This is a genomic window from Niveispirillum irakense DSM 11586 (genome assembly GCF_000429645.1).
In the GTDB taxonomy this organism is placed as follows: Bacteria; Pseudomonadota; Alphaproteobacteria; order Azospirillales; family Azospirillaceae; genus Niveispirillum; species Niveispirillum irakense.
Genome location: NZ_KE386935.1, coordinates 275,596 through 291,808, shown reverse-complemented (window position 1 = coordinate 291,808; position 16,213 = coordinate 275,596). Strand labels below are relative to the sequence as shown.

Sequence of the window (16,213 nt, the reverse complement as noted above, 5' to 3'; positions counted from 1 at the left end):
AAGAAGGGCGTCTTCAGATTGACGTCCAGCACCAGATCCCAGTCGGCTTCCGTGAAATCCAGCGCATCGGCACGGCGGATGGTGCCAGCGTTGTTCACCAGGATGTCCAGCCGGCCAAAAGCGGCCACGGCCTTTTCCACCACCTCGGCCACCGGCGCGCCGGTGCCCAGGTCGGCATGGACGAAATGGAACTTGGCGCCGGCCGCTTCCACCGCCTGCTGCGTGTCGCTGGGCGTGGACCGGCCAACGGCGACAATGGCCGCCCCGGCCTGGGCCAGCGCCAGCGCAATGCCCTGACCGATACCGGTATTGGCGCCGGTCACCAGCGCCACCTTGCCATCAAGGCTGAACGGATTGCTCATCGGGATGCTCCTTGGGGGGAGTGAAGGGCGGGTGTGAAGTGGGGGGGAATGGGGGGATTTGTGCTACTTCCCCGTCACCCCGGCGCAGGCCGGGGTCCAGGGTCACAAGCGCGTTGCTCTACGAAACTGGACCCCGGCCTGCGCCGGGGTGACGGTGGAAGATAATTCAACCAAACCCTGACAAACCCCAGGCACTGAAGCCATTGGGCGTGGTGCCCCCCGGCCCCCACCGGCCTCAGCGCAGCTGGCAGATGTCGATGACGTTCATGTCGGTATAGTCGAGGTTTTCCCCGCCCATGGCCCAGATGAACGAATAGTTCGACGTGCCGGAGCCCATATGGATGGACCAGGGCGGCGACATCACGGCCTCGCCATCGGCGACCACGATATGGCGGGCGGCTTCCGGTTCCCCCATGAAATGGAAGACGCGGTTTTCGGTCGACAGGTCGCAGTACAGATAGACTTCTGAGCGGCGGTCATGCAGGTGCGGCGGCATCGTGTTCCAGACGCTGCCCGGCTTCAGCATGGTCAGGCCCAGCAGAAGCTGCGCCGACTGGCAGGTCGCCGGCACGATATACTGATAGATCGTGCGCTCATTGCTGGTTTCCAGCGCGCCACGCTCCAGCGCCACGGCGTCCTTGATGCCGATCTTCTTGGTCGGGAAGCTGGCATGGGCTGGGGTGGAGACCAGATAGAACTTCGCCGGGTTGGCGGCATCGGCCGAGGCGAAGGTGACTTCCTTTACGCCCATGCCGACATAAAGCCCATCCTTGTTGGCCAGATCATAGGCCACGCCATCCACCGTCACTGTGCCGGCGGCGCCGATATTGATGATGCCCAGTTCCCGCCGTTCCAGGAACGGCTGGCCGGCGGCAGAGGGGGGAACCGACTGCAGCGGCAGGGCCAGCGTGCCCTGCACCGGCACCGCACCGCCCACCACAAAACGCTCATTATGGCTGTAATTCAGCACCACCTGATCCACCGCAAACAGGCCCTGCATCAGATAGCGGTCGCGCAGATCGTCATTGCTGGCACCCTGCATCATCACCGGATGCGTCGCCTGGTAGGTCTTCGCGAACATGTCTTAAAACTCCCTTGGTTGGGTAGGGCCGGTGACGAACAGCACGTCCAGGGTCCGGGGACCATGAACGCCGACCACGCGGTCAAGTTCGATATCCGCCGTCGCCGACGGCCCGGAGAAAAAGGTGATGGGCCGTGCCGGATGGCGGCCCAACTGGTCCATCGCCTCCGGCACCAGCCCGACAAGCTGGCCGGCAAAGACGACGCACAAATGGTAATCGGGCAGCAGCGTCAGCGCGCGGCGGCCCTGATGGCGGCCCCCATCCAACACGATGCTGCCGGTTTCCGCAATGGCAAGGGCCGCCCCGGTCAGGGCGCCGGGGATTGCGTTCAGCGTCTGATGGTCCAGCGCCTGATCTTCCACCAGCGTCACGCCCGCCGGGCGCCAGGCAGCCGGCAGGTCGGCGGGAATGACCAGCCGGTCAAGGCCCAGGGCCGCCAGCCGCGCCGTGGCGGCGGCAATCACGGCAGCCTCGCTGTCCAGCACTTCGACATGGACATTGTAGTCGCGCAGCCGCTCCAGGAAGCGGTCCACGATCTCAGGTCCCGTCGCATCCAGCCGGCGGCGATAGGCCGGCAGGTCACCCGGTGGCGGCACCGCCGGCAGGCCATCGGGTGCCGGGCGGCTGATGGCATGGCGGATGGTGGCCAGCATGATGTCGCGGCTGCTCATTTGCCATTCTCCCGCTGCTTCCACCAATCACGGAAGCTCTGTTCCGGCAGGGCGGGGAAATCACGCGACAGGGTCCAGCCCGACAAAGGCGGCGGCAGCCAGGGCATCACCCCGTCGCGGGTCAGCAGCTTCTGCCCCAGACGGCCGGCCCACAGGCTCCATTCCAAAGCCTGCTGGTTGTTGAACAGGCGGGACGCGACCTGCATGGCCATATTCTCGCCCGACAGCTTGCCCAGGGCCGTTTCCCGCTTCGATTCCACGACCTTGCCGCGCAGATGCACCAGGATCTGCGGGATGTTGATCTTGACGGGGCAGACCTCGTGGCAGGCGCCGCACAGGCTGCTGGCATAGGGCAGGGAACCTGCCTCTTCCAGCCCCTTCAATTGCGGGGTGACGATGGCGCCGATGGGCCCCTGATACATGCTGTCATAGGCATGGCCGCCGGCGCGTTCATAGACGGGGCAGACATTCAGGCAGCGCGAACAGCGGATGCAGTGCAGGGTTTCCCGCGATACTTCGTCCGCCAGGATCTTGGACCGGCCATTATCCAGCAGCACCAGATGGAATTCACGCGGGCCATCGCCCGGCACGGTGCCGGTCCAGATGGAAGTATAGGGGTTCATCCGCTCGCCCGTGGCGGCGCGGGGCAGCAATTGCAGGAAAACTTCCAGATCCTGCCAGCGCGGCAGCACCTTCTCGATCCCCATGATGGAGATCAGCACATCGGGCAGGGTCAGGCACATGCGGCCATTGCCTTCCGATTCCACCACCACGACGGAACCGGTCTCGGCTACGGCGAAATTGGCACCGGAAATGGCGACCCTGGTTTCCAGGAACTTGTCGCGCAGATAGGCGCGGGCAGCCTTGGTCAGATCGGTCGGCCGGTCGGACAGGCCCTCGCCATGGCTGCCCATCTGGTCGCGGAACAGATCGCGGATTTCCACCCGGTTCTTATGGATGGCCGGCACCAGCAGGTGGGAGGGCTTCTCCCGCCCCATCTGCACAATCATGTCGGCCAGATCGGTCTCATAGGGCCGGATGCCGGCACCTTCCAGGGCGGGGTTCAACTCGATCTCATCCGTGGTCATGGACTTGATCTTGATGACCTGATCCGTGTTATGCGCCTTTGTCAGGCGCACCACGATTTCCCGCGCTTCTGCCGCATCGCGGGCCCAATGGACGGTGCCGCCGGCCCTGGTCACGCTTTCCTCCAGCGCGATCAGGTGCTTGTCCAGTTCTGCCAGGGTGCTGCGCTTGATCTCCCGGCCGGCAAGGCGCAAGGCTTCCCAATCCGGCAATTCCGCCGTCACGCGGGCCGTCTTGCCCCGGATGGTGGTGGTGGCCTTGTTGATATTGCGGCGAAGCTGGCTGTTGCGCAGGCTTTTCGCTGCCCGGCTGGTGAAGGTCGCGTTGCTCATGCCAGCGGTGCCTCAGCGGTCGACGCCAGGATTTGCGCCAGATGCACGGTGCGCACGCCGGTGCGCTGGCGCGACAGGCCGCCGCCAATATGCATCAGGCAGCTATTATCGCCGGCGGTGCAGATCTCGGCATTGGTGGACAGGATGTGGCGCATCTTGTCGGTCAGCATGGCGGTGGAGGTTTCCGCGTTTTTCACAGCGAAGGTGCCGCCAAAGCCGCAGCATTCGGTATTGTTGGGCAGTTCCACCAGATCCAGCCCGCGCACATGGCGCAGCAGGGTCAGCGGCCCGTCACCCAGCCCCAGGGACCGCAGGGAATTGCAGGAACTGTGATAGGTGACCCGGTGCGGGTAATAGGCGCCCACATCGGTCAGGCCCAGCTTCCGGGTCAGGAATTCGGAAAATTCCCACACGCGGGGCACCAGGGCCTCCACCGCTTCCAGCAGGGCCGCATCCTTGGCCACATGGCGGGCCAGATGCGGATATTGGGTGCGGATCATGGCCGTGCAGGAGGTGGAAGGGACGACCACCACTTCCGCTTCGCGGAAAATTTCCACGAACTGGCGGACCATCGCCACCGCTTCCGGCGCGTAGCCGGAATTATGGTGCATCTGGCCGCAGCAGCTTTGCCCCTCGGGGAAAACCACCTCATGCCCCAGCCGTTCCAGCACCCGTACCACCGCCTGACCGGTATGGGGATAAAGGCTGTCATTGATGCAGGTGATGAAAAGCGACACGCGCATGGGAATATAAGGTCCGAGAGGGGGGTAACGGACAGCATCTCCACCCCAGCCCGGCCAGGGGATGAGCCCGGGGGATGAGGTGGAATGATGCGAGCCGGGCAGCGAGGCCCGGCTGTTCAGATCAACCTGTTACTGCAGGTTGACGAAGGCACCGCCATCGACCAGCAGCGCCGCACCCGTGACATAGCGGGCCAGATCAGATGCCAGGAACACGACCGGGCCGCCCATATCCTCCGGCTGGCCCAGGCGGCCCAGCGGGATACGGCCTTCCATGTAGGTGCGCTTGGCCGTATCGGCCAGGTCTTCCTTATTGATGTCGGTCAGGATGGTGCCCGGCAGCAGGGAATTGCAGCGGATGCCATAGGGGCCAAGCGCGATGGCGCACGACTGCATCAGCGAATGCACACCGGCCTTGGTCGGCGTGTAATGGGTCTGCATGCCACCGCCGACCAGGGCCGAGATGGAGGAAATGGCGATGATCGCCCCGCCCTTGCCCTGATCCTTCATGCGGTTGGCCGCTGCCTGCGTCATATAATAGGCACCGTTCAGGTTCACCTTGATGGTGCGATCCACCACCTCGACCGGCATATCCAGGAAGGAATGGAACGGGCAGATACCAGCGTTGGAGACAAAGACATCCACGGAGCCGAAGGCATCCACGGCGGCCTTGACGAATTCCTTCGACGCCGCCGGATCGGACACGTCACCAGCCACGGCGATACCGCGCTGGCCCAGCTTCTCGATCTCCGCCACCACGGCTTCCGCTGCTGCCGGGCTGCTGGCATAGTTAATAGCGACGTTCGCGCCGTGACGGGCGCATTCCACCGCGACCGCAGCGCCGATCCCACGGGAAGCGCCGGTGATGAGGACGGTCTTACCTTCGAGCAAACGCATGGAGTTCCTCCAGAATTCTCATATTACGGAACGACATCTCATAAATCAGTACGCGGAGCAAGTGTCTTGCGGGTGGGCATCCATGTCCCAACCAAAGGGTGACAAGGCTTTGCACCCCATTGACAGGGTTTGTCCCATTTTATAGAACGGAGTCTCATAAAGAAGAATGCAGGCGTTGGGGGCACCTTGCCTGCCTGCCATTTGGGAGATAGGGACCATCATGGGCTTCCCCACCATTCGCCAAGTCCGCGCCTATGTTGTTCGGGGCGGTGGCGCCGACTATCACGACCAGGGCGACGGCCACTGGATCGACGATCATATTGCCACCCCGATGAGCCGCTATCCGGAATATCGGCAGAGCCGGCAGAGCTTTGGCATCAATGTGCTGGGCACGCTGGTGGTGGAGATCGAGGCCAGCGACGGCACGGTGGGCTTCGCGGTGACGACGGGCGGCGAGCCGGCCGCCTATATCGTGGAGAAGCATTTCGCCCGCTTCCTGGAAGGCCGCTCCCCCGTCGAGGTGGAGAAGATCTGGGACCAGATGTATTTCGGCTCCCAATATTACGGCCGCAAGGGTCTGGTCGTGAACGCGATGAGCGGTGTCGATCTGGCCTTGTGGGACCTGTTGGGCAAGCTGCGCGGCGAGCCGGTCTATCACATGCTGGGCGGGGCCGTCCGTGACGAGCTGACCTTCTATGCCACCGGCGCCCGGCCGGACCTTGCCAAGCAGATGGGCTTCATCGGCGGCAAGATGCCCCTGCATCACGGCCCGGCCGAGGGTGAGGAAGGCCTGCGCAAGAATATCGAGGAACTCGCCACCATGCGGGAGCGCGTGGGCGAGGATTTCTGGCTGATGTTCGATTGCTGGATGGCGCTGGACCTGAACTACGCCACCAAGCTGGCGCACAAGGCCCATGAATATGGCCTGAAATGGATCGAAGAGGCGCTGTCGCCCGACGATTACTGGGGCTATGCCGCGTTGAAGAAGAACGCGCCGACCGGCATGCTGGTCACCACCGGCGAGCATGAAGCCACCCGCTGGGGCTTCCGCATGCTGATGGAGATGGATTGCTGCGACATTATCCAGCCGGATGTGGGCTGGTGCGGTGGCATGACCGAACTGGTGAAGATCGCCAATCTGGCGGACAGCCGGGGCATCATGGTGATCCCGCACGGATCGTCAGTCTATTCCTACCATTTCGTCATCACCCGCCATAACAGCCCGTTCGCCGAATTCCTGATGATGGCGCCGAAGGCGGACGAGGTGGTGCCGATGTTCCATCCGCAGTTGCTGGGCGAACCGGTGCCGGTCAATGGCAAGCTGAAGCTGTCCGACAAGCCGGGCTTTGGTGTCGAGCTTAATCGCGAGATCAAGCTGCACCGCCCCTATCCCCGTTCTTGAGCATAAGGCTATAATCCCATGAAGCTGCTTCGTTATGGCCCGAAGGGGCAGGAGAAGCCCGGCCTGATGGATGCCACGGGCACCATCCGCGACCTGTCCGGCCACATCAACGATATCACCCCGGACACGCTGACCCCGGAAGGTCTGGCCGCGATTGCCAAGATCGACCCGGCTTCGCTTCCCGCTGTGAGCGGTAACCCGCGTTATGGCGTGCCGATCAATGGCGTGCGCAAGTTCATCGCCGTCGGCCTGAACTTTGCCGACCATGCCGCTGAATCCAACCTGCCGATCCCGTCGGAGCCGGTGCTGTTCACCAAGGCGATTTCCTGCCTGAACGGCCCCAATGATCCGGTCATGATCCCCAAGGATTCGGTCAAGACCGACTGGGAAGTGGAACTGGGCATCGTCATCGGCAAGACCGCCCGCTATGTGGAAGAGGCCGACGCCCTGGACCATGTGGCCGGTTATGTCCTGATCAATGACGTGTCGGAGCGTGAATTCCAGGTCGAGCGTGGTGGCACCTGGGATAAGGGCAAGGGCTGCGACACGTTCGGTCCGGTCGGCCCCTGGGTTGTCACCTCTGACGAGGTGGGTGACCCGCAGAACCTGGGCATGTGGCTGGAAGTGAACGGCCACCGCTACCAGAACGGCAACAGCAAGACGATGATCTTCACCTGCCAGCAGCTTGTTGCCTATATCTCCAAATTCATCACGCTGGAGCCGGGCGACCTGATCACCACCGGCACCCCGCCGGGCGTCGGCCTGGGCCAGAAGCCGGAGCCGAAATATCTGAAGGCCGGTGACGTCATCAAGCTGGGCATCGAGAAGCTGGGTGAGCAGCGCCAGGACGTCATCGCCTGGCAGGCCGGGGGTGTGGCATGAGTGTCTATGCAGGACGTTTTGCCGGCCAGGCGGCCATCATCACCGGCGGCGCCTCGGGCGTTGGCCGCGATGTGGCGGCCCGCCTGACGGCGGAAGGTGCCCAGGTCACGTTGTGGGACATGAACGACGATGCGCTGGCTGCCGCCAAGGAAGCCACGGGCGCCGTTCACACCATCAAGCTGGATGTCTCCGATGCTGCCGCCGTTGAAGCGGCTGCGGCGGAGAGCTTTGCGAAGATGGGCCGGGTGGATGTTCTGGTCGCCAGCGCCGGTATCACCGGCGCCACGGTGCCGGTGCATGAATTCCCGCTGGATAGCTGGCGCCGGGTCATCGACATCAACCTGAACGGCCTGTTCTATTGCTGCCGCGCTGTCGTGCCCTTCATGCTGAAGAACGATTATGGCCGCATCGTCAACGTGTCGTCGGTGGCGGGCAAGGAAGGCAATCCGAACGCCTCGGCCTATTCGGCCTCCAAGGCGGGCGTGATCGGCCTGACCAAGTCGCTGGGCAAGGAACTGGCGAAGACCGGCATCCGCGTGAATGCGCTGACGCCGGCCACCTTCAAGAGCCCGATCCTGGAGCAGCTGCCGCAGAGCCAGATCGACTATATGCTGTCCAAGATCCCGGCGGGTCGCCTGGGCGAGGTGCATGAGGTCGCATCCATGATCTGCTGGATGGCCAGCACCGAATGCAGCTTCACCACCGCGTCGACCTTCGACATTTCCGGTGGCCGCACCACCTACTGATGCGTGTAAATAGCCCTGCTGCCGGTGACGGCGGCAGGGCTATTTGCCGGTCAGGATCAAGGATGGCGGCCCTTCCGGCCGCTGGATTAAAGAGATATCGGCCGCAACCTGAACATGGTTGCGGCCGTTTCTTTTGGCGCAGTAGAGCGCATCGTCGGCGGCGCGGATCAGGCCGTTGCCGTCCTGGCCATGGGCGCCGCTGCTGGCAACGCCAAAACTGGCGGTGATCTGGACGGGGAGGTCCGGCAAACGGAGGCCGGCAATCGCCAGCCGCAGACGCTCGGCGATATCCAGGGCCTCACCCAGGCCGGCAGCGGGCAGGACAATGCAAAATTCCTCGCCCCCCAGCCGGGCTTGTACATCGCCGGGGCGCGTGCTGGAACGTGTGGTGCTGGCCACCGCCACCAGCATGGCATCGCCGGCGGCATGGCCATATTCGTCATTCAGCCGCTTGAAATGGTCCAGATCGAAAATGATGACGGCAAAGCCGCCGCCATCCGCCCGCAGCCGCGCCTCCAGGCTTTCAAACGCCGTTTGCAGGGCACGGCGGTTCAGCAGCCCGGTCAGCGGGTCGGTATCGGCCTTCTGGCGCAGATTGATCTGCAGCCGCGCCACAACCAGCCAGAGCAGCCCCACCGTCTGACAGGTGGCATGGAAGCTGGCAAAGAACATGCTGGCCGTATTAGTGCTGGCCATGGCCCCGACATCAAAATCATTGCTGATCAGAAAGACCAAGCGCGCCAGGGTCAACACGCCCCATACCAGATGCAGGCTGGCAATGGCCGTGGCCGGACCATGCAGGTCGGGGGGCCGGTAAAGCAGTAGAAACCGCCCCGTGGCGAGGTTGAGCGCAGCATTGACGGCTATGAAGACGGCCAGGGTCGGGCCCGGATTGGGCCTGGGGAGCGCCAGGATGAAAATGGCCAGGATGCCCAGAAGGGTGGCCATCGCCAGGGGCCACCGGGCCCGCGATCGTCGGCCCATATAGCGGGCATAGGCGAAATAATCGACCAGGACGCTGGTTACGACCAGAACCATCCCCAGGATGATGCCACTGCGGTTCGCTTCCAGCCCGATGAAATAGGAAAAACAGGCCGCCGTAAGGATGAACCGGCCGGCAGCCCAGAGCCCGACCCCCGGCAGATTGGTCTGCCCGCGCTGCACCAGCAAAAGAATAACCCCGCCAATGGCGCTGACCAGCGCGTTCGTCGCGAACATGGTGGGGAGATCGAGAGCTGGCGACATCCAAGACGCTCACAAAGCAAGGCGCTCACAGGGAATGATTACAAAGCGACACATACGGGGATAAGCATCAATCACATGCTCATTGTAGCGACAAATTTACTAAAAATCTTTCTTTTTCAGGTGATCAGAGATAACGGGCGCTTTTAACGGGTTAATCATTTAACGCCATTCAGCACTACCCTATGGGGCCTGTTCCCAAAATTGTAATATTTAACAAACTACAACCAAAGCTGATCTGGTCATTTTTACCGGCGCTCCGGATTTATCATATTTATGAAAACCCGCTTTTGACGTATGATGGGAAATAATTTCATAATATGAGAAATCCGGGGGGATAATGCGTACCTTATCGAAGCTGCTGGCCGCTACGATTCTATCCATGGGCATGATCACCGCCCCGGCCTGGGCGCAACGGGAGATATCTTCCTTCAACGCGGATTGGCGTTTCACCAAGGGAGATATTGCCGGGGCGGAAGCGCTGACAGCCGATGATTCCGGCTGGACGCGGGTGGATGTGCCGCATGACTGGTCCATTGCGGGCCCGTTCGACCAATATGCGCCCGCTGGTGGGGCCGGCGGCTTCCTGCCCACGGGCGTTGCCTGGTATCGCAAGGATTTCACGCTGGAACAGGCCCAGGCTGGCCGGCGCTATTTCATCGAATTTGATGGCGTGATGGCCCATAGCGGCGTCTGGGTGAATGGCCAGCATATCGGCCACCGGCCCAACGGCTATTCCAGCTTCCGCTACGAATTGACCGACCATCTGCGGTATGGGGCGGGGGAGGCGGGGCGCAATGTCATCGCCGTCCGTGCGGATACGGAGCGCCAGCCCGCATCGCGCTGGTATGCCGGGTCCGGCATTTATCGCCATGTCCGGCTGATCACCACCGGCGACATCTATGTCGATACCTGGGGCAGTCGGGTGACGACGCCGCACCTTACGGCGCAGGGCGCCACGGTGGCGGTGGAAAGCAGCATCATGAACCGCACCAAGGCTGAGCGTCGCGCCCGGCTGGAGGTGGAACTGATCGGCCCGGACGGCAAGCCCGCCGGCACCCTGCAAGGGGCGGAAACCGTGCTGCCGCCCGGCCGCGCCGTGCCCCTGACCGCGAGCCTGGATCTGGCGCAGGCACGGCGCTGGGATATCAACGATCCCGCGCTCTATACCGCGCGGATCAAGGTGGTGGCCGATGATGGCGCGCTGCTGGATAATGATGAGGTCCGCTTCGGCATCCGGGAGGCGCGGTTCGACGCCGCCACCGGCTTCTGGCTGAATGGCCGCAATATCAAGTTGAAGGGCGTGGCCCTGCATGCCGATGGCGGTGCCTTTGGCATGGCGGTGCCGCTCTCCTTCTGGGAGCGGCGGTTGAAGGGGATGCAGGCCCTGGGCGTGAACGCCATCCGCACGGCCCACCATCCTTTCTCACCGGAGGTTCTGGACCTCTGCGACCGGCTCGGCATCATTGTGATGAACGAGGCGTTCGACATGTGGACGGTGGCCAAGAACCCCTATGATTATCACCTCTATTTCACGGACTGGAGTGCGCTCGACGCGCGTGAATTCGTTCGCCGCGACCGCAACCACCCCTCCGTCGTGATCTGGAGCGTGGGCAATGAGATCCACGATACGCCTTATCCGATCGTCGCCAAATCGATCCTGGAACGGTTGATGGGCGTCTTCCATGCAGAAGACCCGACCCGCCCTGTGACCATGGCCCTGTTCCGCCCCAACACGACGGGCGATTATCAGAACGGGCTGGCCGACATGCTGGATGTGGTCGGGCAGAATTACCGGGAAAAGGAACTGGCGGCGGCCCATGCCGACAAGCCCAGCCGCAAGATCATTGGCACGGAGAATTCCAAGAACCGGGGCTCCTGGCTGGTGGTGCGCGACAACCCGGCCTATGCCGGCATGTTCTTGTGGACAGGCGTGGATTATCTGGGTGAGGCGGACCGCACCGGCTGGCCCGCCATCTCCAACCCGTCCGGTCTGGTTGACCGCACCGATGCGCTGAAGCCGCTGGCCAAGGAGCGGGCGGCCTGGTGGTCGGAAAAGCCGGTCGTCCATATTGCCCGCCGCGTGGCTGAACAGTTCGACAATAGCGAGATGCCCACCCCGACGGCAGTTGCCCTGCCGGCCCCCAAGGGACCGACCGCGCTGGCCGACTGGTCGCCCGCCAACCGGGAGCCGCATAAGGAGAAGGTGGAAATCTATACCAATGCCGAGCGGGTGGAACTGTTCGTCAATGGCCGCTCCCAAGGGGTGAAGCCCCGCAATGAAGATGACAGCCCGGTCCTGTTCGAGGTGGATTTCGTGCCCGGCACGGTGAAGGCCGTCGCCTTCAACGGCGCCGCCAAGGTTGCGGAGGAGGAGTTGCGCACCGCCGGCAAGCCCGCCGCGCTGCGGCTGGTGGCGGAGCAGCAGAGCCTCGCCCCCGGCTTTGACAATATCGGCTTCATCCGGGTTGAGGTGGTGGACAAGAACGGCACGCTGGTCCCCGATGCCGCCTTGCCCTTGACGGCGGAGGTGACCGGCGCGGGCGTGATGGCCGGCTTTGATAATGGTGCGCCGTCCGGCGATCACACCATGTTCCAGGAGCCAACGCGCAAGGCACGGGAAGGCCGCGCCCTGCTGATGGTCCGTGCCAGCGAGACCAAAGGCAGCATCAAGGTGAAGGTGACGGCCCCCGGCGTGAAAAGCGCCACGGCAACGATCAAGGCTGTGGAGTGATCTGCCGCAGCCAAAAGAAAAGCCCCGGTTAGCGGGGCTTTTCCGAGGCGGTAGGAAAGGGGCGGGCGACGCGGCCCGCCCCCTCTCTCAAAGTTTCGCGACGCGCAGATTGTTGGTGCTGCCGGCCTGACCGAAGGGGATGCCGGCAACGACCACGATGCGCTGGCCGGTCTGGGCAAATTCGTTGGAAGCGGCCAGTTCCTTGGCACGCACCACCATTTCCTCATACGTGCCGACATCGCCGGACTGGATCGGGTGCGCGCCCCAGAACAGGCAGAGCCGGCGGGCCACATCCGGATTGGGCGTGGCGGCCAGCACCGGCACGTCCGGCCGCTTGCGGGCGATACGGGCCACCGTATTGCCGCTGGAGGTGAAAGCGAAGATGGCCGCGGCACCGATGGTCTGGGCCAGATCGGCACCGACGGCGGCAACCGCATGCGACGGGGTGGTGTCCACTTCCGGTTCCAGCGCGGTGATGATGGGGCGATAGGCGCTGTGGCGTTCGGTGGACGCGATGATGCGGCTCATCATCGACACGGATTCCACGGGGTACTGGCCGGAAGCACTTTCGGCCGAAAGCATCACGGCATCAGCCCCGTCATAAACCGCGGTCGCCACGTCAGACGCTTCCGCGCGGGTCGGGGTGGGGGTGGCAACCATGCTGTCCAGCATCTGGGTGGCCACGATCACCGGCTTGGCGGCCAGACGGCACGCGCGCACCAGTTCCTTCTGGCGACCGGGCACATCCTCCGGCGGGATTTCCACGCCCATGTCGCCGCGCGCCACCATGATGGCGTCAGACAAGCGGACGATATCATCGATCTTTTCCAATGCCTGCGGCTTCTCGATCTTGGCAACCAGCCCGGCGCGATCGCCGATGATGCTCTTGGCCTCAATCACGTCCGACGGGCGCTGCACGAAGGACAGCGCGATCCAGTCCATCCCCAGCGACAGGCCGAATGCCAGGTCGGCGCGGTCCTTCTCCGTCAGGGGCGACATGTCCAGTGCCGTGCCCGGCAGGTTCACGCCCTTGCGGTTGGAGATGGTGCCGGGAACGATCACCTCGCCATCAATCGTGGTGTCGGTGACACCCTTCACCTTCACGCGCACGCGGCCATCATCGATCAGCAGATCCTGACCGGGCATGATGGCGGCGAAGATTTCCGGATGCGGCAGGGGGATATTCTGCTTGGCGCCGGGCTCCTTGCCCAGGACGAAGCGAACCCGCTCCCCCTTCACCAGTTCTTCCTTGCCATCCACCAGGGTGCCGATGCGGATCTTCGGGCCCTGCAAATCCTGCAGAATGCCGATGGGACGGCCCATTTCCTGTTCCAGCGCACGGATGGCGGCATGGACCTTGGCATGGTCTTCATGCGTGCCATGGCTGAAATTCAACCGGAACACATCGGCCCCGGCCAGGAACAGTTCGCGCAGCTTTTCCGGCGTGTTGCTGGCCGGGCCGACGGTGGCGACGATCTTGGCGTGGCGGTGACGACGCATGGGCTTGGCGCTTCCTTCTTCGCGATTTGATGGCTTGGTAGGCCTTTAGCCATCTGTACCATCAAATCGCGCCGATGGCTGCCCCCCTTCTGCGTAGGAGGATTAAAAATGTAGTAAAGTTACACGATTCGGTCGCCGGCTATCGTGGGCACCTTACCGTATGCTGCGGTTGCTAAGGTGCTGGGGTTTATTCTGTTACCCCAGCACCCTTTGCCTTCGGGCTTAGCCCTTTGCAGCGGGGGCGTGCCCGCCTTGCGGCCTGCCACCCCGGCGACGGCGATTGGCGGGGTGGCCGCCGGGCGGGCCATTGCGGCGGCCGTTCTGGTCGCCCGCGCCGCTGCCAGCCCCGGTGCCTGCATGGCGGCCGGCGGTGTTTGCCTGCGGGGAACCGGCATTGCCGCCCCCATTGGCAGCGCCCGGCGCCCCTGTCGCAGAAGCCGGGCGCGGACCCGGCCGGCGGGCCGGGGGCTTGCCTTGCGCACCCATACCGCCGGCAGGCTTGGGCCGCCGGGACTGCTGTTGCTGCGGCGGTCGGGCCGGCTTGATGGCCGGCATGGCCTGGGGCGCAGCCGGCCCCATCAGATCCAGCGGGATGGTCTGGCGGGTCAGCTTCTCAATCGCCTTCAGCAGCGGCCGGTCGGCGGCTGTGACCAGGGAGACGGCGCGCCCCGCCCGACCGGCGCGGCCGGTACGGCCAATCCGGTGGACATAGGCTTCCGCCACTTCCGGCAGATCATAATTGAAGACATGGGTCACGCCTTCGACATCGATGCCGCGGGCGGCAATGTCAGTGGCGACCAGCGCGCGGGTATTCCCGTCGCGGAAGGCGTTCAGCGCCCGTTCCCGTGCATTCTGCGATTTGTTGGCGTGGTAGGCATCGGCCCCGATGCCAGCGCCGACAAGTTGGGCGGCCAGACGGTTGGCGCCATGCTTGGTGCGGGTGAAGATGATGGCCCCTTCCACCGCCGGATCGCGCAACAGCGCCACCAGGGTGGGGGCCTTCTGCGTCGGCTCCAGCATGATGACGGATTGTTCGATCCGTTCCACCGTGGTGGAGGGCGGCGTGACCTCTACCCGCACATGGTCCCGCAGCAGGCCGGTTGCCAGATGCGAGACTTCCGTGGGCATGGTGGCGGAGAAGAACAGGGTCTGGCGCTGCTTGGGCAGGGCCGCCACAATCTTTTTCACCGCCGGCAGGAAGCCCATATCCAGCATGCGGTCGGCTTCGTCAGCGACGAAAACTTCCACCGCATCCAGCCGGCAATGGCCCTGGTTCATCAGGTCCAGCAGCCGGCCCGGCGTTGCCACCAGGATATCAAGCCCTTCGGCCAGCATGCGGATCTGCGGGTTCAGCGATACGCCCCCATGGATCACGGCCACCTTATAGGGCAACTGGATGCCCAGCAGTTCGCACACGGTGCCAACCTGCAGCGCCAGTTCACGCGTTGGCAGCACGACCAGCGCGCGCGGCGCCTTCGGCCGGGCGCGGCGATCCTGGCGCGCCAGGGCCTGCAGCAGGGGCAGGGTGAAGGCGGCGGTCTTGCCGGTGCCGGTCTGGGCCAGGCCCAGCACGTCCCGGCCTTCCAGGGCGGCCGGCAGGGCGGCGGCCTGAATCGGCGTCGGCTTTATGTAACCAGCGGTCTGCAAGCCGGCCGCCAGGGGGGCGATCAGCCCGAAATTCGAAAAATCTTCCATTAACCAGAACCTGAAACAGCATTTCGCGCGATGGCCCGCACCGCGATTGGCGGCGGGCGGCCTGCGGGGGACAGGCTTTGCCCGGCGCGATATGCGGGTCCGGGCGTGGGGCGCTTTTCAACATCGGGTCCGGTTCCCGCCGGACTGCCAAGCCCCCCATCTGCGATCTAGGCGTCTTCGCGGTCGCAATACAAGCATCCTGATGGCTGCTCTGGCCTGCGTGGGCCGCGTTGGCGGCTGAAACGTTCCCTGACAAGCGATAATATCGCATGGCTTACGATATTATCGTGTGCGATTTAAAAGATTGCGGGCGATTAATTCGTGTGCGATATATCTCTCATGAACAACGGGGGACACGGGCGGTGACGCCCACCCAGCAGCCAAGGAGCAATAAAATGAAGATCGCCTATACCGCTAATGCCAAGGCAACCGGTGGCCGTGATGGCCGTGCTACGAGCGATGATGGGTTGCTGGATGTGGCGCTGGCCACGCCGAAGGCACTGGGCGGTGCCGGTGGCGCCACCAATCCGGAGCAGCTTTTCGCTGCCGGTTACTCCGCCTGTTTCATCGGCGCGCTGAAATTCGTCGGCAATCGCGACAAGATCGCCGTGCCGGCCGGGGTGGAAGTAGCCACTTCCGTCGGTATCGGGCCGCGCGATGATGGCGAGGGTTTTGGTCTTGCTGTGACCCTGACGGTCACGCTGCCCGGCGTCGATGCGGCGGTGGCACAGGATCTGGTGGCCCGCGCCCACAGGGTCTGTCCGTACAGCCACGCCACCAAGGGCAATATCACGGTTGAAACCCGTATCGCCTGACGCCTTTACCGCGTTGGTGCAGGGATA

General features: G+C 63.8%; 14 protein-coding genes. 5 read left to right on the top strand and 9 right to left on the bottom strand.

The window, feature by feature from the left end; translation table 11 throughout:
- The 6 genes from G473_RS0123315 to lra1 all read right to left on the bottom strand — a co-directional run.
- Positions 1-362, bottom strand: a 362-nt coding sequence (locus tag G473_RS0123315) for an SDR family NAD(P)-dependent oxidoreductase (RefSeq protein ID WP_029015089.1), incomplete at its 3' end; no start/stop codon positions are given.
- A gap of 235 nt (positions 363-597) precedes the next feature.
- Entirely contained in the window at positions 598-1,443 is an 846-nt protein-coding gene (gene kduI, locus G473_RS0123310; RefSeq protein ID WP_029015088.1) for a 5-dehydro-4-deoxy-D-glucuronate isomerase, read from the bottom strand.
- 3 nt (positions 1,444-1,446) lie between these two features.
- On the bottom strand, positions 1,447-2,115 hold the full coding sequence (locus G473_RS0123305) for a LutC/YkgG family protein (RefSeq protein ID WP_029015087.1): 669 nt from the start codon (positions 2,113-2,115) through the stop codon (positions 1,447-1,449).
- Positions 2,112-3,533: a lactate utilization protein B gene (locus G473_RS0123300; RefSeq protein WP_029015086.1), complete on the bottom strand. Its 1,422-nt coding sequence runs from the start codon at positions 3,531-3,533 to the stop codon at positions 2,112-2,114. Before G473_RS0123300 ends, G473_RS0123305 begins: the two co-directional genes overlap by 4 nt.
- A complete protein-coding gene (locus G473_RS0123295; RefSeq protein WP_029015085.1) occupies positions 3,530-4,276 on the bottom strand; it encodes a (Fe-S)-binding protein in 747 nt (248 codons plus the stop codon). Before G473_RS0123295 ends, G473_RS0123300 begins: the two co-directional genes overlap by 4 nt.
- A 129-nt stretch (positions 4,277-4,405) precedes the next feature.
- Positions 4,406-5,170, bottom strand: a complete 765-nt coding sequence (gene lra1, locus G473_RS0123290) for an L-rhamnose 1-dehydrogenase Lra1 (RefSeq protein ID WP_029015084.1) — start codon at positions 5,168-5,170, stop codon at positions 4,406-4,408.
- Positions 5,171-5,390: 220 nt separating this feature from the next.
- Between lra1 and rhmD the strand changes: the two genes are divergently transcribed.
- The 3 genes from rhmD to G473_RS0123275 are packed head-to-tail and all read left to right on the top strand — an operon-like array spanning position 5,391 to position 8,200.
- The gene (rhmD, locus tag G473_RS0123285) at positions 5,391-6,572 is read left to right on the top strand and encodes an L-rhamnonate dehydratase (RefSeq protein ID WP_029015083.1); all 1,182 of its coding nucleotides are present in this window, start codon (positions 5,391-5,393) and stop codon (positions 6,570-6,572) included.
- 18 nt (positions 6,573-6,590) lie between these two features.
- Positions 6,591-7,454 (top strand): 2,4-didehydro-3-deoxy-L-rhamnonate hydrolase, encoded by an 864-nt coding sequence (locus G473_RS0123280; RefSeq protein ID WP_029015082.1) that lies wholly within the window; start codon positions 6,591-6,593, stop codon positions 7,452-7,454.
- The gene (locus G473_RS0123275) at positions 7,451-8,200 is read left to right on the top strand and encodes an SDR family NAD(P)-dependent oxidoreductase (protein WP_029015081.1); all 750 of its coding nucleotides are present in this window, start codon (positions 7,451-7,453) and stop codon (positions 8,198-8,200) included. Before G473_RS0123280 ends, G473_RS0123275 begins: the two co-directional genes overlap by 4 nt.
- 39 nt (positions 8,201-8,239) lie before the next feature.
- Here G473_RS0123275 and G473_RS29660 read toward each other — a convergent pair whose 3' ends face one another.
- On the bottom strand, positions 8,240-9,445 hold the full coding sequence (locus G473_RS29660; RefSeq protein WP_084438578.1) for a GGDEF domain-containing protein: 1,206 nt from the start codon (positions 9,443-9,445) through the stop codon (positions 8,240-8,242).
- Between the two features lie 337 nt (positions 9,446-9,782).
- On the opposite strand from G473_RS29660, the gene G473_RS0123265 reads away from it, so the two are divergent.
- Positions 9,783-12,176 carry a glycoside hydrolase family 2 TIM barrel-domain containing protein gene (locus G473_RS0123265; protein ID WP_029015080.1) on the top strand — a complete coding sequence of 798 codons (2,394 nt, stop codon included), beginning with the start codon at positions 9,783-9,785 and terminating at the stop codon, positions 12,174-12,176.
- Between the two features lie 87 nt (positions 12,177-12,263).
- On the opposite strand, the gene pyk is transcribed toward G473_RS0123265, so the two are convergent.
- Entirely contained in the window at positions 12,264-13,676 is a 1,413-nt protein-coding gene (gene pyk, locus G473_RS0123260) for a pyruvate kinase (RefSeq protein WP_029015079.1), read from the bottom strand.
- Positions 13,677-13,898: 222 nt separating this feature from the next.
- Entirely contained in the window at positions 13,899-15,371 is a 1,473-nt protein-coding gene (locus G473_RS28545; RefSeq protein ID WP_035709052.1) for a DEAD/DEAH box helicase, read from the bottom strand.
- A 395-nt stretch (positions 15,372-15,766) separates the two neighbouring features.
- Here G473_RS28545 and G473_RS0123250 point away from each other — a divergent pair, with 395 nt between their 5' ends.
- On the top strand, positions 15,767-16,186 hold the full coding sequence (locus G473_RS0123250; protein WP_029015078.1) for an organic hydroperoxide resistance protein: 420 nt from the start codon (positions 15,767-15,769) through the stop codon (positions 16,184-16,186).
- Positions 16,187-16,213: the final 27 nt, after the last annotated feature.

Coding starts and splice junctions, on each gene's coding strand:
- G473_RS0123305 (WP_029015087.1), bottom strand. CDS start 2,115: ATGAGCAGCCGCGACATCATGCTGGCCACCATCCGCCATGCCATCAGC.
- kduI (WP_029015088.1), bottom strand. CDS start 1,443: ATGTTCGCGAAGACCTACCAGGCGACGCATCCGGTGATGATGCAGGGT.
- G473_RS0123275 (WP_029015081.1), top strand. CDS start 7,451: ATGAGTGTCTATGCAGGACGTTTTGCCGGCCAGGCGGCCATCATCACC.
- G473_RS0123280 (WP_029015082.1), top strand. CDS start 6,591: ATGAAGCTGCTTCGTTATGGCCCGAAGGGGCAGGAGAAGCCCGGCCTG.
- G473_RS0123250 (WP_029015078.1), top strand. CDS start 15,767: ATGAAGATCGCCTATACCGCTAATGCCAAGGCAACCGGTGGCCGTGAT.
- G473_RS0123265 (WP_029015080.1), top strand. CDS start 9,783: ATGCGTACCTTATCGAAGCTGCTGGCCGCTACGATTCTATCCATGGGC.
- G473_RS0123295 (WP_029015085.1), bottom strand. CDS start 4,276: ATGCGCGTGTCGCTTTTCATCACCTGCATCAATGACAGCCTTTATCCC.
- rhmD (WP_029015083.1), top strand. CDS start 5,391: ATGGGCTTCCCCACCATTCGCCAAGTCCGCGCCTATGTTGTTCGGGGC.
- G473_RS0123300 (WP_029015086.1), bottom strand. CDS start 3,533: ATGAGCAACGCGACCTTCACCAGCCGGGCAGCGAAAAGCCTGCGCAAC.
- lra1 (WP_029015084.1), bottom strand. CDS start 5,170: ATGCGTTTGCTCGAAGGTAAGACCGTCCTCATCACCGGCGCTTCCCGT.
- G473_RS29660 (WP_084438578.1), bottom strand. CDS start 9,445: ATGTCGCCAGCTCTCGATCTCCCCACCATGTTCGCGACGAACGCGCTG.
- G473_RS28545 (WP_035709052.1), bottom strand. CDS start 15,371: ATGGAAGATTTTTCGAATTTCGGGCTGATCGCCCCCCTGGCGGCCGGC.
- pyk (WP_029015079.1), bottom strand. CDS start 13,676: ATGCGTCGTCACCGCCACGCCAAGATCGTCGCCACCGTCGGCCCGGCC.